The sequence below is a fragment of the Sphingopyxis sp. J-6 genome, from assembly GCF_046603995.1.
Classification (GTDB): Bacteria; Pseudomonadota; Alphaproteobacteria; order Sphingomonadales; family Sphingomonadaceae; genus Sphingopyxis.
In genome coordinates this window covers 4,422,157-4,439,419 of the sequence record NZ_CP145810.1, presented here as the reverse complement: position 1 = coordinate 4,439,419, position 17,263 = coordinate 4,422,157, and the positions used below count along the sequence as shown (strand labels likewise).

The 17,263-nt window shown below is 66.5% G+C and carries 13 protein-coding genes and 1 tRNA gene; 8 read left to right on the top strand and 6 right to left on the bottom strand.

The window, feature by feature from the left end; all coding sequences use genetic code 11:
* Nucleotides 1–21: 21 nt before the first annotated feature.
* From V6U71_RS21145 to V6U71_RS21135, 3 genes are read right to left on the bottom strand one after another with little or no spacing between them, the layout of a single operon-like run.
* Entirely contained in the window at nt 22–1,110 is a 1,089-nt protein-coding gene (locus tag V6U71_RS21145; RefSeq protein ID WP_411340246.1) for an alpha/beta hydrolase, read from the bottom strand.
* 1 nt (nt 1,111) lies between these two features.
* A complete protein-coding gene (locus V6U71_RS21140; protein WP_411340245.1) occupies nt 1,112–4,723 on the bottom strand; it encodes an ABC transporter permease/M1 family aminopeptidase in 3,612 nt (1,203 codons plus the stop codon).
* Nucleotides 4,724–4,735: 12 nt separating this feature from the next.
* Nucleotides 4,736–5,629: an ABC transporter ATP-binding protein gene (locus V6U71_RS21135; protein ID WP_411340244.1), complete on the bottom strand. Its 894-nt coding sequence runs from the start codon at nt 5,627–5,629 to the stop codon at nt 4,736–4,738.
* A gap of 187 nt (nt 5,630–5,816) precedes the next feature.
* On the opposite strand from V6U71_RS21135, the gene V6U71_RS21130 reads away from it, so the two are divergent.
* Entirely contained in the window at nt 5,817–6,407 is a 591-nt protein-coding gene (locus V6U71_RS21130; protein WP_411340243.1) for a TetR/AcrR family transcriptional regulator, read from the top strand.
* A 37-nt stretch (nt 6,408–6,444) separates the two neighbouring features.
* Here the strand turns inward: V6U71_RS21130 and V6U71_RS21125 are convergent, their stop codons facing one another.
* Together V6U71_RS21125 and V6U71_RS21120 are read right to left on the bottom strand one after the other, a co-directional pair.
* Nucleotides 6,445–7,887 (bottom strand): amidohydrolase family protein, encoded by a 1,443-nt coding sequence (locus V6U71_RS21125; RefSeq protein ID WP_411340242.1) that lies wholly within the window; start codon nt 7,885–7,887, stop codon nt 6,445–6,447.
* A gap of 255 nt (nt 7,888–8,142) precedes the next feature.
* A complete protein-coding gene (locus V6U71_RS21120) occupies nt 8,143–9,573 on the bottom strand; it encodes an aldehyde dehydrogenase family protein (RefSeq protein ID WP_411340241.1) in 1,431 nt (476 codons plus the stop codon).
* A gap of 107 nt (nt 9,574–9,680) precedes the next feature.
* On the opposite strand from V6U71_RS21120, the gene V6U71_RS21115 reads away from it, so the two are divergent.
* The 4 genes from V6U71_RS21115 to V6U71_RS21100 all read left to right on the top strand — a co-directional run bounded on the left by V6U71_RS21115 (nt 9,681) and on the right by V6U71_RS21100 (nt 13,584).
* Nucleotides 9,681–10,604, top strand: coding sequence for a dihydrodipicolinate synthase family protein (locus V6U71_RS21115; RefSeq protein ID WP_234716028.1), 924 nt, complete (start codon nt 9,681–9,683; stop codon nt 10,602–10,604).
* A 10-nt stretch (nt 10,605–10,614) separates the two neighbouring features.
* Nucleotides 10,615–11,610, top strand: a complete 996-nt coding sequence (locus V6U71_RS21110) for a 4-hydroxyproline epimerase (RefSeq protein ID WP_411340240.1) — start codon at nt 10,615–10,617, stop codon at nt 11,608–11,610.
* Nucleotides 11,607–12,854, top strand: coding sequence for an NAD(P)/FAD-dependent oxidoreductase (locus V6U71_RS21105; RefSeq protein ID WP_411340239.1), 1,248 nt, complete (start codon nt 11,607–11,609; stop codon nt 12,852–12,854). Before V6U71_RS21110 ends, V6U71_RS21105 begins: the two co-directional genes overlap by 4 nt.
* 70 nt (nt 12,855–12,924) lie before the next feature.
* A complete protein-coding gene (locus tag V6U71_RS21100) occupies nt 12,925–13,584 on the top strand; it encodes a GntR family transcriptional regulator (protein WP_411340238.1) in 660 nt (219 codons plus the stop codon).
* A 45-nt stretch (nt 13,585–13,629) separates the two neighbouring features.
* Here the strand turns inward: V6U71_RS21100 and V6U71_RS21095 are convergent, their stop codons facing one another.
* A complete protein-coding gene (locus V6U71_RS21095; protein ID WP_411340237.1) occupies nt 13,630–14,655 on the bottom strand; it encodes an Ldh family oxidoreductase in 1,026 nt (341 codons plus the stop codon).
* Between the two features lie 144 nt (nt 14,656–14,799).
* Here V6U71_RS21095 and V6U71_RS21090 point away from each other — a divergent pair, with 144 nt between their 5' ends.
* The 3 genes from V6U71_RS21090 (at nt 14,800) to V6U71_RS21080 (ending at nt 17,117) form a co-directional block, all read left to right on the top strand.
* A complete protein-coding gene (locus V6U71_RS21090) occupies nt 14,800–16,224 on the top strand; it encodes an amino acid permease (protein WP_411340236.1) in 1,425 nt (474 codons plus the stop codon).
* 58 nt (nt 16,225–16,282) lie between these two features.
* Nucleotides 16,283–16,357 (top strand) — tRNA-Glu (locus V6U71_RS21085).
* A 109-nt stretch (nt 16,358–16,466) separates the two neighbouring features.
* The gene (locus V6U71_RS21080) at nt 16,467–17,117 is read left to right on the top strand and encodes a response regulator transcription factor (RefSeq protein WP_411340235.1); all 651 of its coding nucleotides are present in this window, start codon (nt 16,467–16,469) and stop codon (nt 17,115–17,117) included.
* Nucleotides 17,118–17,263: the final 146 nt, after the last annotated feature.

Sequence of the window (17,263 nt, the reverse complement as noted above, 5' to 3'; positions counted from 1 at the left end):
GCTTACTTCCCCCCAATATCCTCATTCGAGCCCGAATGCGAAATCGATCCCGCGCGCCAGCGCGGCCCAGATCGCCAGCCGGTGCCCGACCTTGTCGAAGCGCGCATATTCGACCTCATATCCCGGCCGCCCGGGCAGTGCGCGCAGCCGCTCGGCGAGTTCATGCGCGTTGCGGACCATGCCGACGCTGTCCCACGCCGCCTGCGCCTCGACCGACCATGCCGGCGAAGACGGGTCGGGTCCGGCCTCCTTGCTGGCGACGGTGATCAGGATGCGCGGCGCCGTCTTTCCCGCGCGCACCGCGGCGGCGAAGGCCGCCTCGTCTTGCAGCACCTGCCGGTTGTTCCACCAGATCGACGGGCTCGAAGCAATAAACACGTCGAACGCATCGGGTTCGACGAAGGCGGCATGAACCACCGCCATCCCACCGAGCGAATGCCCGAACAGCACTTCCTTGTCCGTATCGACCGGCACGATATCGCGCACGAGCGGCTTCACTTCCCGTTCGATGATCTGCAGCAGGTCGTCGAGCCCGCCGGTGTCGCCATCGCCCAGCGCCGGCAGCCCCATCGCATTCAGCGCATCGAGATCGGGCCCGGCCGTGACCGGCAGCGACAGGTCGTAAAGGCGCCGGTAACTCGGGGCGACGCGCCAGTCGGGGACGCCGTCATAGGTCGACGGCAGCGGGCGCTTGGTCTTGAGGACGCTGTCGGTCCAGCTCTCGTCCTGCGGATAGCCGATGCTGACGACGACGACCGGCGTCGCCTCGGAGGCCGCACGCACCGCCTCGGCGACGCTCGCGAAGGAGATATAGCCGTCGAAGGCATAGACCACCGCATAGCCCTTCGCGGGCCGGTCCGCGAAAGGCAGCGCGATGTCGATCGTATAGCGCCCGCCGTTGATCTTCGATTTGAGCTCGATCTGACGGCTGTTGGGAACCGACACCTCTGCCGGAGGCCGATCGGCATCGCCCGGCCGATCCTGCGCCCCGGCTGCGCTTGCCGGGAATGCAGCGAGCAGGAGGGCGAGCGGGGCGGCCGCCCAAAGCAACGGCCGCCCGGCGCCCCAACCCGTCCGCCGCAAGCCGGACGGACGGGTGGTCGGCATCATCTCAGCTACCGGTCGCCACCGCGACGACATTGTCGTTCACGTTGCGATCGATATAGGTCAGGTAGGAATCGACCCCGGCAAAAGCTGGCTTCTGCTTGGTGACGAACCGGACCTTCTGCTCGCCCGAACGGATCGGCACGCGCTTCATCGACAGCACATTCTCGCTTCCGAAGGCAAGGTCGGCCGGGTTCGCGCTGAACACCCCGATATCGAGCGGTTCGGCGAACGGCGCCGCCTTCTCGTTACCCTTGCCGTCGGCATAGACCTTGCCGCCATAGACGGTGATCGTCGTTTCATACTGGCCGTTCGGCAGTTTGCGAACCGTCGCGCTCTTGGCCCTGAGGTCGTAGAGCGTGATGCGATAGAAGAGGTCGTTGATCAGCTCGCGCTCCGCCGGAGTGCGCGCCATTCCCATCATCGCATTCACATAGTCGACCGACCGGGCAAAGGGCGCGGGCTTGAAGCGATAGCGATCGATCACCGACTTCAGCGCCGCATTCACGCGCTCCTCGCCGAACCGGTCCTGCAGCAGGTACATCACCACCGAACCCTTGTAATAGTGGATATATCCCTGCTTCTTGACCAGCGCGAGCGGGCGCTCCTCGGTCTTCTCCGCGCGGCGGCCGGCGAGATAGTCGTTCTGCTCGAACTGCAGGAAGCGGCGCATCCCGTCGTGACCATAGCGATGCTTCATCACCATGATCCCGCCGAATTGCGACGGCGTCTCGGTGAGGATTTCAGCGCCCTCGACGTCGCCCGGCATCACCTGGTGGAACCAGTATTGATGGCCGAATTCGTGCGCAGTGACGAAGGCGAGATAATCGACGTCCTTCGGATTGCGGAAGTCGCCGGTGAAGCCGAAGCGCTCCGAATAGCCGACCGTCCCCGGTGCCGAGTTGGCGGTACCCTGGTAATCCGGACGTTCGATGACCCGGAAATATTTATACTGATAGGGGCCCCAGTTCTTCTGATAATATTGCAGCGCATCCTTCACCACGCCGAGCATGCGATCGACGTTCATCGGATGCTTCGGATGATAATAAACGCTGAGCTTCACCCCATCGACGTCGATCGACTTGACCGCATAGCGGCCCGACTGGATCGTGATGAAGTTGAGCGTCGGGATCGGCGAGACGAAGCGCGCGATGCGGCGGTTCCCCACGACCTTGTTCGACACTTCCTCACCCGTCACGATCAGCGTCTGGTCGGCATCGGTCGCGACCGTAACGTCGGTATTGATCCGGTCGACCCCGGCATAGCTGCGCATGACGGCCCGCTTGTCGTCGAGCGACGGAGTCGGCGTTTCGGGCGGCAGTCCGTATTTCTTGCGCAGGTTGCTGCCCTGCAGGAAATTGCCGCGGCTCATCCCCAGCGCCGGCGCGAAGCCGAGGTTGGTGAGATAGGCGCCGTTCTTCGCCGGCTGGACGTCGATTTCCCAATATTGCTTGTTGGTCGGCAGCGACTTGAGCCCGCGCTGCGCCATGACCGTACGGAAGGTCAGCGTGCCGCTCGCGCCCGGCTGCAACGGCCGGTCGAAACGGTAGATCTTGTGGAGATTGTTCACATCTTCCTTGATCAGCTTCGCACCGGGGACGTTCATCGCCTCGACGTGCGCCATCGAATCCGGCACGCCCATGCGGACATGAAGCAATTCGATCGGCTTGTCGGTTTCGTTGGCAAAGCGATACTCGCCGTCGAACTGCACCCAGCGCTTCGTCGGCCGCAGGTCGACGTTGAGCTTGACGTCCTTCAGCACCGGCTCGGGCTGGTCGAGATATTTGGCGTAATCCTTCTCATACTGCGCCGTATGCGCTTCCATCTCGTCCTCGTCGAAACGCGTGTTGACGATGTTCATGTTGTAGAAGAGCAGCGCGCCGATGCCGACGGTAACGGCAAGCGCCACCGACAGATAGGCGAGCGGGGCGCCGCGCAGCCGCAGCGGCAGCGTGCGCCACTGACCGCCGAGTGTGACCGCCGTGCCGCGGCGCCACATCAGGTGGCCGATCACGACAAGGACCGCAGCGAACGCCGTCCAGTAAGCGCTCAGCCACCAGGCGGTGGCGCCCATATAGTCGTTGCCGTTCATTTCCGACAACGGCATCGGCGCATCGCCATAGTTGATCAGCGGATGATCGAAACCGAGCCCGGCGAAGACGATCGTCGAGATGAGGTAGAGGAGCATGATGCCCCAGCCGACGAACTTGTTCGGGCTGACCGCCTGCGCGACGATCGCCAGCACCGACAGGTGGATGACATAGAGCGCGCTCGGAATGACGAACCACATCAGCCACTGGCCGAGTTCGACATCGGTCACCCCGCGGACGAACTGATATGCGACCGCCTGCAGCAGCACCGCCAGCACGCTGAGCGCGAACAGCACGCCGACCACACCGGCAAGCTTGGAAACCAGGAAGACCCAGTTGGGCAGCGGCGTCGCATCGACGATCTCGCTGATCCGGCGTTCGCGTTCGCGCCACACCACTTCGCCCGAGAAATAGATCGCCATGAGGAGCGTGATCAGCGTCGAGCCGCCGCGCACCGTGTCGATGATGGCATAGGTCCGCGGCCAGATCGGCACGTCATACATGCGGCCGGCGAGGATCAGCGTCAGCATCAGGTTGATCGACCCGATCAGCGCGAGCACCCAGAAGGCGGGGCTCTTGAACACCAGCTTCATTTCGAGGCGCGTGCGGGTGGCAAGCTGATGCCAGGCGCCGCGTTCGGGCGTGTTCTCGGGCAGGCGATCGACCAGCATCGGCTTGATCGCGGCGAGCTTCTGCTGATGCGCCGCGTCGCGCTTCGCGCTAGCCTTCGACGCCCCGCGCGCGGCGAAGCTGAAGCGCCAGACGACAAAGCCGACGATCGCGACCGAGATCGCGATCCACAGCAGGCGATGGCTCGCCAGCATGCCGGTCAGCTCCAGCGCCTGCGTATTCTGCTGGATCGGCGTCAGATACCGCACGCCGAGACCATAGGCGACCGAACCGAACGGCTCGAAATAGGCGGCGAGCGACACGTCGGGCATTTTGCGCATCATCGCGGTGAGCGCAAAATAGGCGAACATCGAAACGATGACCGCGAGGTAACTGTAGGTGACCGACCGCGTCCAGCTCGCGACCGCGAAGAAGATCGCCGAGGTGATGAGGACGTTGGGCAGCGCGATGACGAAATAGGCGAACGCATAATCCTGAAGGCGGTTCGGCCCGATCAGGTCGGGATTGACCCACGGCATATATGTGCCGAGCCACAGCGCCAGCGGCACCGCGAGAAATGCGACCGCGGCGCCGAGGAAGGCGCCGGTGAAGCGCCCGAACAGATAGGGCAGCTTGCCGACCTTGGTCGACCGGATGATGCTGCCGAAACCGGTCTCGTCGTCGCGCACCACCACATTGCCGACGAACGCGGTCGTGACGAACATGAAGAACATCGACATGGTCAAGAGGACCTGCGCGATGCCGGTCGGCGCATTGGTATGGATGTTGCCGCCGACGGGGCGAATCGACTCGACCGAGGTCCAACCGAGCGTCAGCAGGAAGAACATGATGGTCGCGACCCAGAAGACCGGGTTGCGAAACTGGTAGCGCAGTTCGAAGCGCGCGATCGTGGCAAACATCGGAGTGGCCCCTTAAGCGGCTTTGGCGGCGGCGGCGCGGCGCGAGCGGTTGAGCGTCGAGAGATAGACATCCTCGAGGGCGCCCTCGACCGGCACGAAGCCGTTGCCCGGATCCTTGTCCGACAGGACATGGACGATGGTGCTGCCCGAGAGCAGGCGGGTCGAGATCACCTCATACGCCGCCTGCACCTCGGCCAACCGGTCGCGTTCGATCGTCTTCGCCCAGATCGTGCCGCGACTGCGTTCGATCAGGTCGAGCGGCGCACCCTCGACCTGGATGCGGCCGCCCGCGAGCACCGCCATGCGCGGGCACAGGTCGGCGACGTCCTCGACGATATGCGTCGACAGGATGACGACGACATTCTCGCCGATCTCAACAAGCAGGTTATAGAAGCGGTTGCGCTCCTCGGGATCGAGGCCCGCGGTCGGTTCGTCGACGATGATCAGTTCGGGATTGCCGATCAGCGCCTGCGCGATGCCGAAGCGCTGGCGCATGCCGCCCGAAAAGCCCGCGACCGCCTTGGTCCGGACATTCCACAAATTGGTCTGGTTGAGTAGCGTTTCGACCGTCGCCTTGCGGTCGGCGGCGTTCACGACACCCTTCAGCGACGCCATATGATCGAGCAGGTCATAGGCCGAGACGCGCGGATAGACGCCGAAATCCTGCGGCAGATAGCCGAGCGTCGCGCGCAGCCGGCTCGGCTCGGCGAGCACGTCGATGTCGCCAAAGCGGATCGCCCCGGCGGTCGGGGTCTGCAGGGTCGCAATCGTCCGCATCAGCGACGATTTGCCGGCGCCGTTCGGCCCCAACAGCCCGAACATCCCCTTGCCGATCGAAATCGTCACGCCGTCGAGGGCGCGCGTGCCGTTCGGATATACATGCTCAACACCCTGTAGATTCAGCAAGGTCTCTCTCCTGAAATACGTTCGAAGACGGGTTGACGCCGCTGTGGCGCCGGGCCTATCAATTCTCCGACCAATATGGTCGGTTACCAACCAAATTGGACTGTTACAAGTTTTTTGTGAAACGGGACCGGGTCGGACGGCGATCGAAGATTGACCGGCGCGAACGCGGCCATGCTAGGAAGCAACCATGCGAAGACCGACCCGCGCCGAAATCGACGCCGAAATTCTGGATTGTGCCGCCGGGGTGTTCGGCCGCCACGGTTTCGCGCGCGCGTCGATCCAGCAGATCGCCGACGCGCTGAAATATTCCAAAGCCGGGCTGCTCCACCATTACCCCAGCAAAAAGGCGCTGTTCGATGCGGTCGTCGACCGTTACGAAACGCTGACGCGCGAGCGGATCGCCAAACTCGGCGATTTCGCGCCCGGCATCGACCGCGACCGCGCCCTCGTCGAGAATGTCGTCGACAGCACCTTCGAATTTCCCGGCATGTCGACCTTTGCCCAGCAACTGGCGCGCGAAGGCGAGCTGCTGGAAAGCGAAGGGGGGGAGCGCGATCCCCGCTTTACCGAACTGGGTCTCGAAGTCGTGGCATCGCTGGGCGTCGATCTGGCCGATCCCGATCTCGACCGGCTGGCGCGGGCCTTCACCGCCCTGGCAGGTGCCAATTTCTCGGCGCGGCTTGCGGTGACGATGGGGCTGCAACGCGAATGGCGCGCGCCGATCATCGCCGCCGCCATGGCCGCGCTGGGCCACGGCAGCCACGACGCCGCGCCCTGATCGCGGTCCGGCCGGATCTGCGCGCCGCGCAGTCATTTCATTTCCGCTCCGGCATCGGCACTTCTTCGTGCGCGGGCTTGTAGATGCGGCCGTCCTGCAGCATCAGGCGGCCGTTGACGAAGGCGGTCTTGACCTTGCGCAGCGCCGCGAAATCCTCGTCGGGATTGCCGTCGACGACGATGATGTCGGCGAGCTTGCCGGCCTCGATCGTCCCCAGCCGGTCGCCCATCTTCATGATCTCGGCGCCCGTCTTGGTCGCCGCGACCAGCGCTTCGCTCTTGGTGAAGCCGATGCGGGTGAAGCTTTCGAGCTCGTCGATGTAGGAGCCGGGCAGGAAGTCCGTCCCGGCCAGCGCCACGACATCGAGCCCGATCCCCATCTTGACGCCGGCGCGGCGCATCTTGGCGACCATATTCTCGTTGACCTGCTCGTTGAGCTCGAAGCGGCGCGAGGTCGAACCGAAATAGCCGCCGCTGCCGCGCATGATGACGCGATAGGCGACCAGCGTCGGCACCGAAGCGATGCCGCGCTTTGCCATCAGCGCGACCGCGGCGTCGCTGCGCGGCAGCGGATGTTCGATCGAGTCGACGCCGGCCTTGATCGCCATGTCGATATATTGCGTTTCGCTGTCGACCGTCACCGGCAGACCGAGCGAGTGCGCCTCGTCGACCGCGGCGGTGATTTCCGCCTGCGAATATTCGCTCGCCAGCTTGATCAGATCGGCGCCCTTGGCGAACTGGATCCGCACCGCTTCGCGCCACTGGTCGGGACCCGACGCGACGCGGACCATCGAATTGGGATTCTGGTCGTGGATTTCGGGATAGCCCGGCTGGAATGTGTGCAGCGCGCCATGCCCGCCGGTCTGGGTGATCAGCTGCCCCGCCGCCATGATGCGCGGGCCGGGAAGCTGGCCTTCCGCCTGCAGCCGCTTGAGCACGAAGGGCGCGTCGCCGTGCGAGGCGACGTCGCGGACGCTCGTCACACCCGCCTGCAGATAGACGCCCATGCGCTTGACGCCGCGCATCACCGATTCGGCGCCGCTCATGTTCGCCGACGAATAGACGCTCGCGGCGTCGGCGCCTTCCATGAAGGTCAAATGACTGTGCAGGTCGATAAGGCCCGGCATCACCGTCTTGCCGGTGACGTCGTAAACGACGGCATCGGCGGGCCAGTTTTTGTCGTCGGGCCCAAGCACCGCGGTGATTGACTTGCCTTGCACGACGATCGTTGCCGGGCGCGCGGCCTTGCCGGTGCCGTCGAACAGCCGGCCGCCGACGAGCACGAACGAGCCCTTGGGCGCGTTATAGTCGGCGGGCACGGGAATGCGCAGCACATCGTCCGAGGTCGGCACGGATTTCGGCAACCACTGGTCGCGGTTATAGATCGGCCGCGCTTCCGGACCATTGTCCTGCGCGATTGCGGACGGCGCGATCATGGCCGCACCCAGCAGCAACCCCGAAAGCAATGCAGCGATCTTCATCCTGGCCCCCTCTTTTCGTTCGCGTGACACCTCGCAACGCCGGCTGGCGCTTTGCGTCGATTTCAATTTGTCATCCCGGCTCTGCATGGATGTCCGCCTTTCTAAAATGAGTGACCGATGAAGCCCCAAGCAACGCAATAATGCTGGTCCAGAGGGCGAGGAAAACTAAGCGCAACGTCCTTGAGGAGGCGTCGCAGAGAATGCCGGGAATCGCTGCAATTCTCGGATATCCGCGAGATTTTGCGGCCTGCCCGATCAATCGCCGACATAGACGGTCTTCATCTGCGTATAGAAGTCGACCGCGGCAAAGCCTTGTTCGCGCGGGCCGTAACTCGACCCCCGCGTGCCGCCGAACGGCACATGATAATCGACCCCGGCGGTCGGCAGGTTGACCATCACCATGCCCGCGCGGACGTTGCGGCGGAAATGCCGCACCCGCGCCAGGCTGGCGGTAACGATGCCCGCCGACAGCCCGAAATCGCCCTGGTTGGCGACCGCGAGGGCCTCGTCATAATCCTTGACCCGGATCGTCGAGACGACCGGCCCGAACACCTCCTCGCGGTTGATCCGCATCTCGGGCGCGGTGTCGGCGATCAGCGTCGGTTGCATGTAATAGCCCGGCGTATCGAGGCGCAGCGCGTCGCCGCCGGTTACCAGCTGGCCGCCGTCGGCGGTGGCAATCCCGACATAGCGCAGATTCTGTTCATGCTGGCTCTCGTTCGATGCCGGCCCAACCTCGGTCGCCGGATCGAGCGCGGCACCAACGCGGAGCGCCCCCGCACGCTCGGCCAGCGCCGCGACGAAGCGGTCATGGATCGCATCCTCGACGATCACCCGGCTCGACGCGGTGCAGCGCTGACCGGTCTGGAAAAAGCCGCCATCGAGCGCGATGGCGACGGCGCGGTCGAGATTGGCGTCGGCAAGCACGACCAACGGGTTCTTGCCGCCCATTTCGAGCTGAACGCGCGCGCCGCGCGCGACTGCGGCCTGCGCGACCTTGCCGCCGACCGCCTGCGACCCGGTGAAGGATATCGCGTCGATATCCGGGTGCGCCGCGATCGCCGCGCCGACCTGGCCCTGGCCGAGAACGAGGTTGAAAACCCCCGCCGGGGCGCCGCACTCGGCGATGATCGAAGCGAGCGCATGCGCGACCGCCGGCGTGTGCTGCGCCGGTTTCAGCACCACCGTGTTGCCGAAGGCGAGCGCCGGCGCCGCCTTCCACGCCGGAATCGCGATCGGGAAATTCCACGGCGTGATCAGCCCGACGACGCCGACCGCCTCGCGCCACACTTCGACGTCGAGCCCCGGCCGCGTCGATTCGAGCGTGCGCCCGTGGCAGCGCAGCGCCTCGCCTGCGAAATATTTGAAGATGCGCGCGGCGCGCATCACTTCGCCGGTCGCTTCGGCGCGCGTCTTGCCTTCCTCGCGCGCGAGCAGTTCGCCAAGCTCGGCGGCGCGTGCCATCACCGTCGACCCGACCCGGTCGAGCAGGTCGGAGCGCACTTCGGGGGACGCAGCCGCCCAGCCGCCAAAGGCGCGCCGCGCCGCCGCGACCGCGGCATCGACCTCGGCGGCGCCGCCCAGCGGATAATGCGCCACGACCTCTTCGGTATTCGACGGGTTGATGCTGGCCGCCGACGCATCGCCGGCCACCCATTCTCCGTCGATCAGATGCGATAGCTTCATGAAGTCTGCCCTTTCCCGATGGAAAAATTTCGTTCGCCGAGCCGCAGAAACCGGATTGGCAAGGTGTAGATTATATCGTATACGATCCTCATATGACAGGAGGTCCAGTGACAAATCAAGACAATTTGTGGCGCGGCGTTTACCCGGCCGCGACGACGCAATTTTCCGCCGACGGTTCGATCGATATCGACGCGACGCAGCGCGTGCTGACCGCGCTGGTCGACGACGGCGTGAATGGCCTCATCCTGCTCGGCACGTGCGGCGAGAATAATTCGCTCGACCCCGACGAAAAGCTCGCGGTGCTGCGCGCCGGCGTCGAGGCGGTCGGCGGGCGCGTCCCACTGATCACCGGCGTTTCGGAATTCACGACGCATCGCGCGGCCCTCTATGCGAAAGAGGCCGAGAAGATCGGCCTCGACGCGCTGATGCTGCTTCCCGCGATGGTCTATGTCCCGACGAGCGAGGAACTCGCGACCCATTTCCGCACCGTGGCCGGGGCGACCGGGCTGCCGATCATGCTCTACAACAACCCGCCCGCGTACCGGGTCAGCGTCGATTTCGCGACGCTCGACGGTCTTCGCGACGTCGAAACGATCGTCGCGATCAAGGAAAGCGCACCCGATCCGCGCCGCTTCACCGACGTGATCAATCGCTATGGCGACCGCTACACGGTGATGGCCGGCCTCGACGATATCGCACTCGAAGGGCTGATGCTCGGCGCTTCGGGCTGGGTGTCGGGGCTGACCAGTGCCTTCCCGCAGGAATCGGTCGCGCTGATCGCCGCCGTCGACCGCGGCGACTGGGAGGAAGCACGCCGCATCTACCGCTGGTTCATGCCGCTGCTCCACCTCGACGCCGATCATGACCTCGTCCAGTCGATCAAGCTCGCCGAAGAGATCATGGGGCGCGGTTCCGAACGCGTGCGCCTGCCGCGCCTGCCGCTGGCCGGCCAACGCCGCGCCGACGTGATCGCGATGGTCGAGGAAGCGGCCCGCACGCGTCCTGTCGCCAAGTCGTCCGTCGCGGCCTAAGCTGACGCCGATGCGGCACAGCTTCTTCTGTATCGACGGGCATACCGCCGGCAACCCGGTCCGGCTGGTCGCGGGCGGCGCGCCGCTGCTCCGCGGCGCGTCGATGGCGGAACGCCGGCTCGATTTCCTCGCCCGGTTCGACTGGATCCGGACCGGGCTGTGTTTCGAGCCGCGCGGACACGACATGATGTCGGGCGGCTTTCTTTACCCGCCGTGCGGCGACGCCGACGCCGCAATTCTGTTCATCGAGACGAGCGGCTGCCTGCCGATGTGCGGGCACGGCACCATCGGCATGATCACCTTCGGGCTCGAGCATGGACTGATCACCCCGCGCGAACCGGGGCGGCTGGTGGTCGAGGTCCCCGCTGGGACGATCGACATCACTTATGAAGCCGAGGGCGATCGCGTCCGCTCGGTCCGCATCCGCAACGTCCCCGCCTATGTCGCGGCGCGCGGCATCGAGGTCGACGTCCCCGATTTCGGACCGCTGACCATCGATGTCGCCTATGGCGGCAACTATTATGCGATCGTCGAACCGCAGGGTGCCTACACCGGCCTCGACGACCTCGGCGCCGCGCGCATCGTCGAACTCAGCCGCACGATCCGCGCGATGATCCGCGACATCTACGAACCCGTCCATCCGCTCGAACCGAGCATCCGCGGCGTCACCCATCTGCTGTGGGCCGACCGGCCCAAGGGCGAAGGCGCCGACGGGCGCAACGCGGTCTTCTATGGCGAGCGCGCGATCGACCGCAGCCCGTGCGGCACCGGCACTTCGGCACGGCTCGCGCATCTCGTCGCGACCGGACGGCTGAACGTCGGCCACCGCTTCGTCCACGAAAGCTATATCGGCAGCCGCTTCATCGGCCGCGTCGAGGCGGCGGCGAAGATCGGCGATCTGGACGGCATCATCCCCTCGATCGAGGGATCGGCGATCGCCACCGGCCTCAACACGATCTGGATCGACCGCGAAGATCCGTTCTGGGCCGGCTTCACCGTCGTGTGACACAGCGACCTGCCACCGCCATCGTTATCGGCAACGGCGTCATCGGGCTCGCCAGCGCGATCGCGCTGCAGCGGCGCGGCGTCGCGACGACGCTCGTCGCGCCCGGCGGCCCGTGGCGCGGCGCTTCGTGGGGCAACGCCGGCCATATCGCGGTCGAGCAGGTCGAACCGCTCGCCTCGCCCGCCACATTGCGCAGCTTTCCGCGCCGGCTTTTTCTGGGCGGCGGTCCGGTCGGCCTGCCGCCGCGCGCGATGGCAACATGGCTGCCGTTCGCGCTCCGGCTCGCCCGCGCGAGCACCCCGGCCCGCTTTGCCCATGGCAAGGCGGCGCTTTCCGCCATCCTCGCCGACGCCTTGCCGGCGTGGCGGCGCTTGCTCGCCGATGCTGGAGCGCCCGCCCTGCTGCGCGAAGACGGGCACATCGTGGTGTGGGAAAGCCCCGCGACTGCCATCGCCGGGCTCGCCCACTGGCAGGCGGCCGATACCGGAACCGCGCGGTTCGATAGCGTCCCGCCGCACGAGCTGGCCGAACTGCAACGGCTGACGCGTGCCCCGCTCGCCGGCGCGATCCGGTTCGCGGGCAGCGGACAGATCGCCGATCCGGCGGCGCTCGGCGAGACGCTCCATGCCCGCTTTCGCGCGCTCGGCGGACGCGAACGCCGTGCCCGCGCGGTCGGCGTCGCCGGCCCGGCGGGCGCCAAGGTGACGCTCGACGACGGCACGACGCTGACCGCCAGCCTCGCGCTCGTCGCCGCCGGCGCCGCGTCCGCACCGCTGCTCAAGCCGCTCGGGTATAAGGTGCCGCTGATCGCCGAGCGCGGCTATCATATCGAAAGCGTCGCGACCGGCTGGCCGGTCGACATGCCGCCGGTAGTGTTCGAGGACCGCTCGATGATCGTCACCCGCTTTGCGCACGGCCTCCGTGCCGCGAGCTTCGTCGAATTCGCGCGCGAGGGCGATCCGCCCGACCCGCGCAAATGGGCCCGGCTGCGCGCGCATGTCGCAGCGCTCGGCCTCGATTTCGGCGAACCGGCAAGCGAATGGATCGGCGCGCGCCCGACGCTGCCCGATTATCTTCCGGCGATCGGCCGCCTCCCCGAACAGCCTGCCGTCGCTTATGCCTTCGGCCATCAGCATCTGGGGCTGACGCTCGCGGCGGTGACCGGCGAAGCGGTTGCCGCGCTCGTCGATGGCGAGCCTGCCCCCATCGATCTCGCGCCCTTCGACCTCGGACGCTTCACATGAGTTGCGCTCGCGCCCGCTGTGAGGCAGAGACTGAGGCCGTCTCATGCTGCGGGCAAGTGAAACTAAATCGATGACCAATCTTATCGTCCGCAACCTCGCCGACCAGCTCGTCGACCTCGTTCGCGACCGGATTCTCAACGGCACAATTCCGGCCGATCAGGCGATCCGGCAGGACACGCTCGCCGCCGAACTGGGGATCAGCAAGATTCCGCTGCGCGAGGCGCTGACCCGGCTCGAACAGGAAGGGCTGGTGCGCAGCCAGGCCAACCGCGGCTATTTCGTCCGCGCGCTCAGCGCGACCGAAGCCGAGGAGGTCTATGCGCTGCGCCTCAAGCTCGAGCCCGAGCTGGTCGCGCTGGCCGCGGCGCGCGCCAGCGATGCCGAACGGCAGCATGCCATCGCGGTCCACGACGAACTCGACAAGGTCACCGATGCGCATGGCGACGGCGTCGGCCGGTTCAACCGCGCCTTCCACCTCGCATTGATCCAGCCGGCGAACCAGCCGATCACCACCCACATGCTCGAACGGCTGCACGTGCTCGGCGAGCGTTATGTCCGCAAGCATCTCGAACCGCTCGGCCGCGACCAGCGGGCCAATGAGGAACATCAGGCGATCCTTGGGCACTGGCTGGACCGCGACGGCGATGCCGTGGCCAGGGCGACAGCCGCGCATATCCAGACGACGATCGACGATCTGCGGCGGCAGTTTTCCACCGACCGGATCGACTGACCACGCAGCGCCGACCGGATCGACTGACCACGCAGCGCCGGCCGGTCAGCCCCCGGTGTCGAGCAGCGCCAGGATGTCGCGGTGCAGCGCTGACGGGATGCGCACCCCCTCCTCCATGCTGACCGCCCGGTTGGCGTGGCGGCGCGCACCCGGCAACCTCGCCCCCTGCGCAGCCATTGCCCCGAACAATGTTTCGGCGCGGGCCAGATGCTCCGCCGCCCCCGGACCCAGAAAGCCAGCCGGATCGATCGCCACGATCAACTCGCCGCCATAGGGCGACGCGCCGGCGCCGGCATCCCACGCCATCGACTCGGCGCTCGTCAGGTCGCCGATCAGTGGCCCGGCAATCAGTTCGACCATGATCGACAGCGCCGACCCCTTGTGCCCGCCCCATGTCAGCATCGCGCCGTCGAGCGCCGCCTGCGCGTCGGTGGTCGGCTGTCCGTCGATATCGAGTCCCCAGCCGGCGGGGATCGGCTTGCCTGCGCGGCGATGCAGTTCGATCTCGCCGCGCGCCGCCGCGCTGGTCGCAAAGTCGAAGACGAAGGGCGTGCCACCGGGACGCGGCCAGCCAAAGGCGATCGGATTGGTCCCCAGCAGCGGACGATGACCTCCGGCGGGGGCGACCCAGGCGTGGCTCGGGGTCGTCGCCAGCGCGACCAGCCCCTCGGCAACCACCATCTCCACCTCGGGCCACAGCGCCGCGAAATGGATGCAGCGATTGACCGCAAGCGCGGCAATACCGTTCGTCCGCGCACTGTCGACCAGCACCGGCAGGGCACGCTCGATCGCAAGCTGCGCGAAGGCGCCGCCGGCGTCGGCTTTCACGAGGGCGGGCGCCGGGCGGGTTATGACGGGCTCGATCGCCGGATCGACCTTGCCCGTCCGTAGCGTGTTCACCGCGACAAGCAGCCGGTACACACCGTGACTGGCAGAGCCATCGCGTTCGCCTGCAACGATCGTCCGCGCCACCGCATCGACATGGTCGCCGCGCAATCCGTGCTGCGTCAGCACCCGCCGGGCCAGCCTGTCGACCTCGCCCAACGTCATCGTCACCGTGCCGTTTTCCATCCTTGCGGTCCTCATTTTTGAACTTGCGCCATTTCGTATACTGTTTACAAGTTTGGAGGAAGCTAAGTTTTGCGCCAGTTTCCGATCGCAACCCTTGCACCGTCCGGGTGCGAGGTCAGCCGGAAACCGCAGGAGAAGATGAATATGGCAGGGGGATGGCTGGGGCCGCGCAAGCCGATCGGCGGTGCGCACGATGCGGCCCATGGGTTGCGCAAGACGCTGAGCTGGCCGCATCTGGTCGCGCTCGGGGTCGGGGCGATCGTCGGCACCGGCATTTATACGCTGACCGGCGTCGGCGCCGACCGCGCCGGCCCGGCGGTGATCGTCGCTTTCGCGATCGCCGGCGCGGTATGCGCCTTTGCCGCGCTGGCCTATGCCGAAATGGCCACGCTGATCCCGACCGCAGGCGGCGCCTATGCCTATACCTATTCGGTGCTGGGTGAGACGCTGGCGTGGATCGTGGGGTGGAGCCTGATCCTCGAATATTCGCTTGCCTGCTCGACGGTGGCGGTCGGCTGGTCGGCCTATCTCGTCGGCTGGATCCAGTCGCTCGGGGTCGACCTGCCGGCGCAATTGCTGGCGGGACCGCATGCCGGCGGCATCATCAACCTGCCCGCGGTGCTCGTCGCACTGGCGATCGCCGGCATGCTGATCGCCGGAACGCGCGAAAGCGCGACCTTCAACATCATCCTCGTCGCGATCAAGCTTACCGCGCTGACCGCTTTCGTCGTGCTGGCGCTGCCATTCTTCGACGCGGACAAGATGACGCCGTTCATGCCCTACGGGTTCGGCAGCCATGTCGAAGGGGGCACGACGCGCGGGGTGATGGCGGCGGCGGCCATCGTCTTCTTCGCCTTCTACGGCTTCGATGCCGTGGCGACCTCGGCCGAAGAGGCCAAGAACCCCGGGCGCGACCTCACCATCGGCATCCTCGGGTCGATGGCGATCTGCACGCTCATCTATATGCTCGTCGCGATCAGCGCGATCGGTTCGGTGTCGTACATCGATCTCGGCAAGTCGAGCGAGCCGCTCGCGTTCGTCCTCCGCACGCTCGGACATCCAGGTGCGGCCTGGGCCATCGGGCTCGCGGCGCTGATCGCGCTGCCGTCGGTGATCCTCGTGATGATGTACGGGCAAAGCCGCATCTTCTTCGTCATGGCGCGCGACGGCCTGCTGCCGCGCTTCCTCAGCAAGATTTCGCCGCGCAGCGGCGCGCCGACGACGATCACCCTCGTCACCGGCGTGTTCGTGGCGCTCGTCGCGGGCTTTTTCCGCCTCGACGAGATCGCCGAACTAGCCAATGCAGGGACGCTCGTCGCCTTCATCGCGGTCGCGGTGTGCATGATGGTGCTGCGCCGCCGCGATCCCGACCTGCCGCGCGTGTTCCGCTGTCCGAAGCCCTATCTCGTCGGCACGCTCGCGGTGCTGGGCTGCCTCTATCTGCTGGCCAGCCTGCCCACCCACACGCTGACCCGCTTTGCGATGTGGAACGTCATCGGCGTGGTCTTCTACCTCGCCTACGGCCGCGCCCGAAGCGTCGCGGCGCGGAACGCGGCGGCGGCCGGGTAACGCCTCGCCCTTGCTTGCCGGGCGCAAGCGGGATAAAGGCGCTCTCCGGCCACGCCATGGCCCCTTCGTCTAGCGGTCAGGACGCGGCCCTCTCACGGCTGAAACACGGGTTCGATTCCCGTAGGGGTCACCAGATATTTGCGCCGCGGCGACGACTTGCCGCCCGCTCCTTGCTCCGAACTGGCGCCGAAGCCGACTGAATCGCACTGGGCTTGCCGCGCCCGGCGCGGCAGCAGGGCGGGGTGAGCGATCATGGGGGCCATATCCATCTCGTCCTGCCGGACCCGACCGAGCGCGCGGCCTGTTTTCGCGCGCTCGCGGCGGGCAGCAGCCGGGTCGTACGCAGCTTTGCGAACGCCGACGCCTGGCTCGAGGCCGGGGCCGAGCATGAAGGCGGCCTGTTGCTGTTCCACTGGCGTCAACCGGGCCCGACGAGCGGCGCAGCGCTGCTCGACCGGATCGCGGGGCGCGTCAACACGACGATTTTCGTTGCTGCCGACCGGCTGAGCATCGCCGAATCGCGCGCGATTTTACGCGGCGGCGCGCAGGATCTGCTCCCCGCCCCGCTCGACCCGCGGCTTGTCCGCCGCGCCGTCGACCGTTCGCTCGGCGACTGGCACCTCCGGCAGGATGCGCTGACCCGGCATCGCGACGCCGAAATGCGGCTCGCCGCGCTGACGCCGCGCGAACGCGATATCGTCGGCGCGATCGCGGCGGGGCTCGGCAACAAGGCGATCGCCCGCCGCCTCGACCTCAGCCCGCGCACCGTCGAGGTCCACCGCGCCAACATCATGCGGCGCGCGCAGGTCGGCAGCGTCGCCGAACTGCTGCGATTGCAATTCATCGCCGAATCGGCCGGCGAACCGCCGAACCCTATCCGTTTCGGCGCATAAGATCAGGGGCAGGCAACCGGATCGGTCGCGGCGCCCCTATAAGGAGATTGAACGGCGTACCGCCCTTGAGTTGGTCCCCATTGGCGCAGCCGTTCGCCCGCGCATGCCAACCCCACCTGGCACGCGCAATCGAGCAGGGCTGGCGG

Excerpts from the sequence above, each read along its gene's own strand:
- V6U71_RS21145 (WP_411340246.1), bottom strand. The coding sequence starts at position 1,110 with ATGATGCCGACCACCCGTCCGTCCGGCTTGCGGCGGACGGGTTGGGGC.
- V6U71_RS21140 (WP_411340245.1), bottom strand. The coding sequence starts at position 4,723 with ATGTTTGCCACGATCGCGCGCTTCGAACTGCGCTACCAGTTTCGCAAC.
- V6U71_RS21130 (WP_411340243.1), top strand. The coding sequence starts at position 5,817 with ATGCGAAGACCGACCCGCGCCGAAATCGACGCCGAAATTCTGGATTGT.
- V6U71_RS21125 (WP_411340242.1), bottom strand. The coding sequence starts at position 7,887 with ATGAAGATCGCTGCATTGCTTTCGGGGTTGCTGCTGGGTGCGGCCATG.
- V6U71_RS21120 (WP_411340241.1), bottom strand. The coding sequence starts at position 9,573 with ATGAAGCTATCGCATCTGATCGACGGAGAATGGGTGGCCGGCGATGCG.
- V6U71_RS21110 (WP_411340240.1), top strand. The coding sequence starts at position 10,615 with ATGCGGCACAGCTTCTTCTGTATCGACGGGCATACCGCCGGCAACCCG.
- V6U71_RS21100 (WP_411340238.1), top strand. The coding sequence starts at position 12,925 with ATGACCAATCTTATCGTCCGCAACCTCGCCGACCAGCTCGTCGACCTC.
- V6U71_RS21095 (WP_411340237.1), bottom strand. The coding sequence starts at position 14,655 with ATGGAAAACGGCACGGTGACGATGACGTTGGGCGAGGTCGACAGGCTG.
- V6U71_RS21090 (WP_411340236.1), top strand. The coding sequence starts at position 14,800 with ATGGCAGGGGGATGGCTGGGGCCGCGCAAGCCGATCGGCGGTGCGCAC.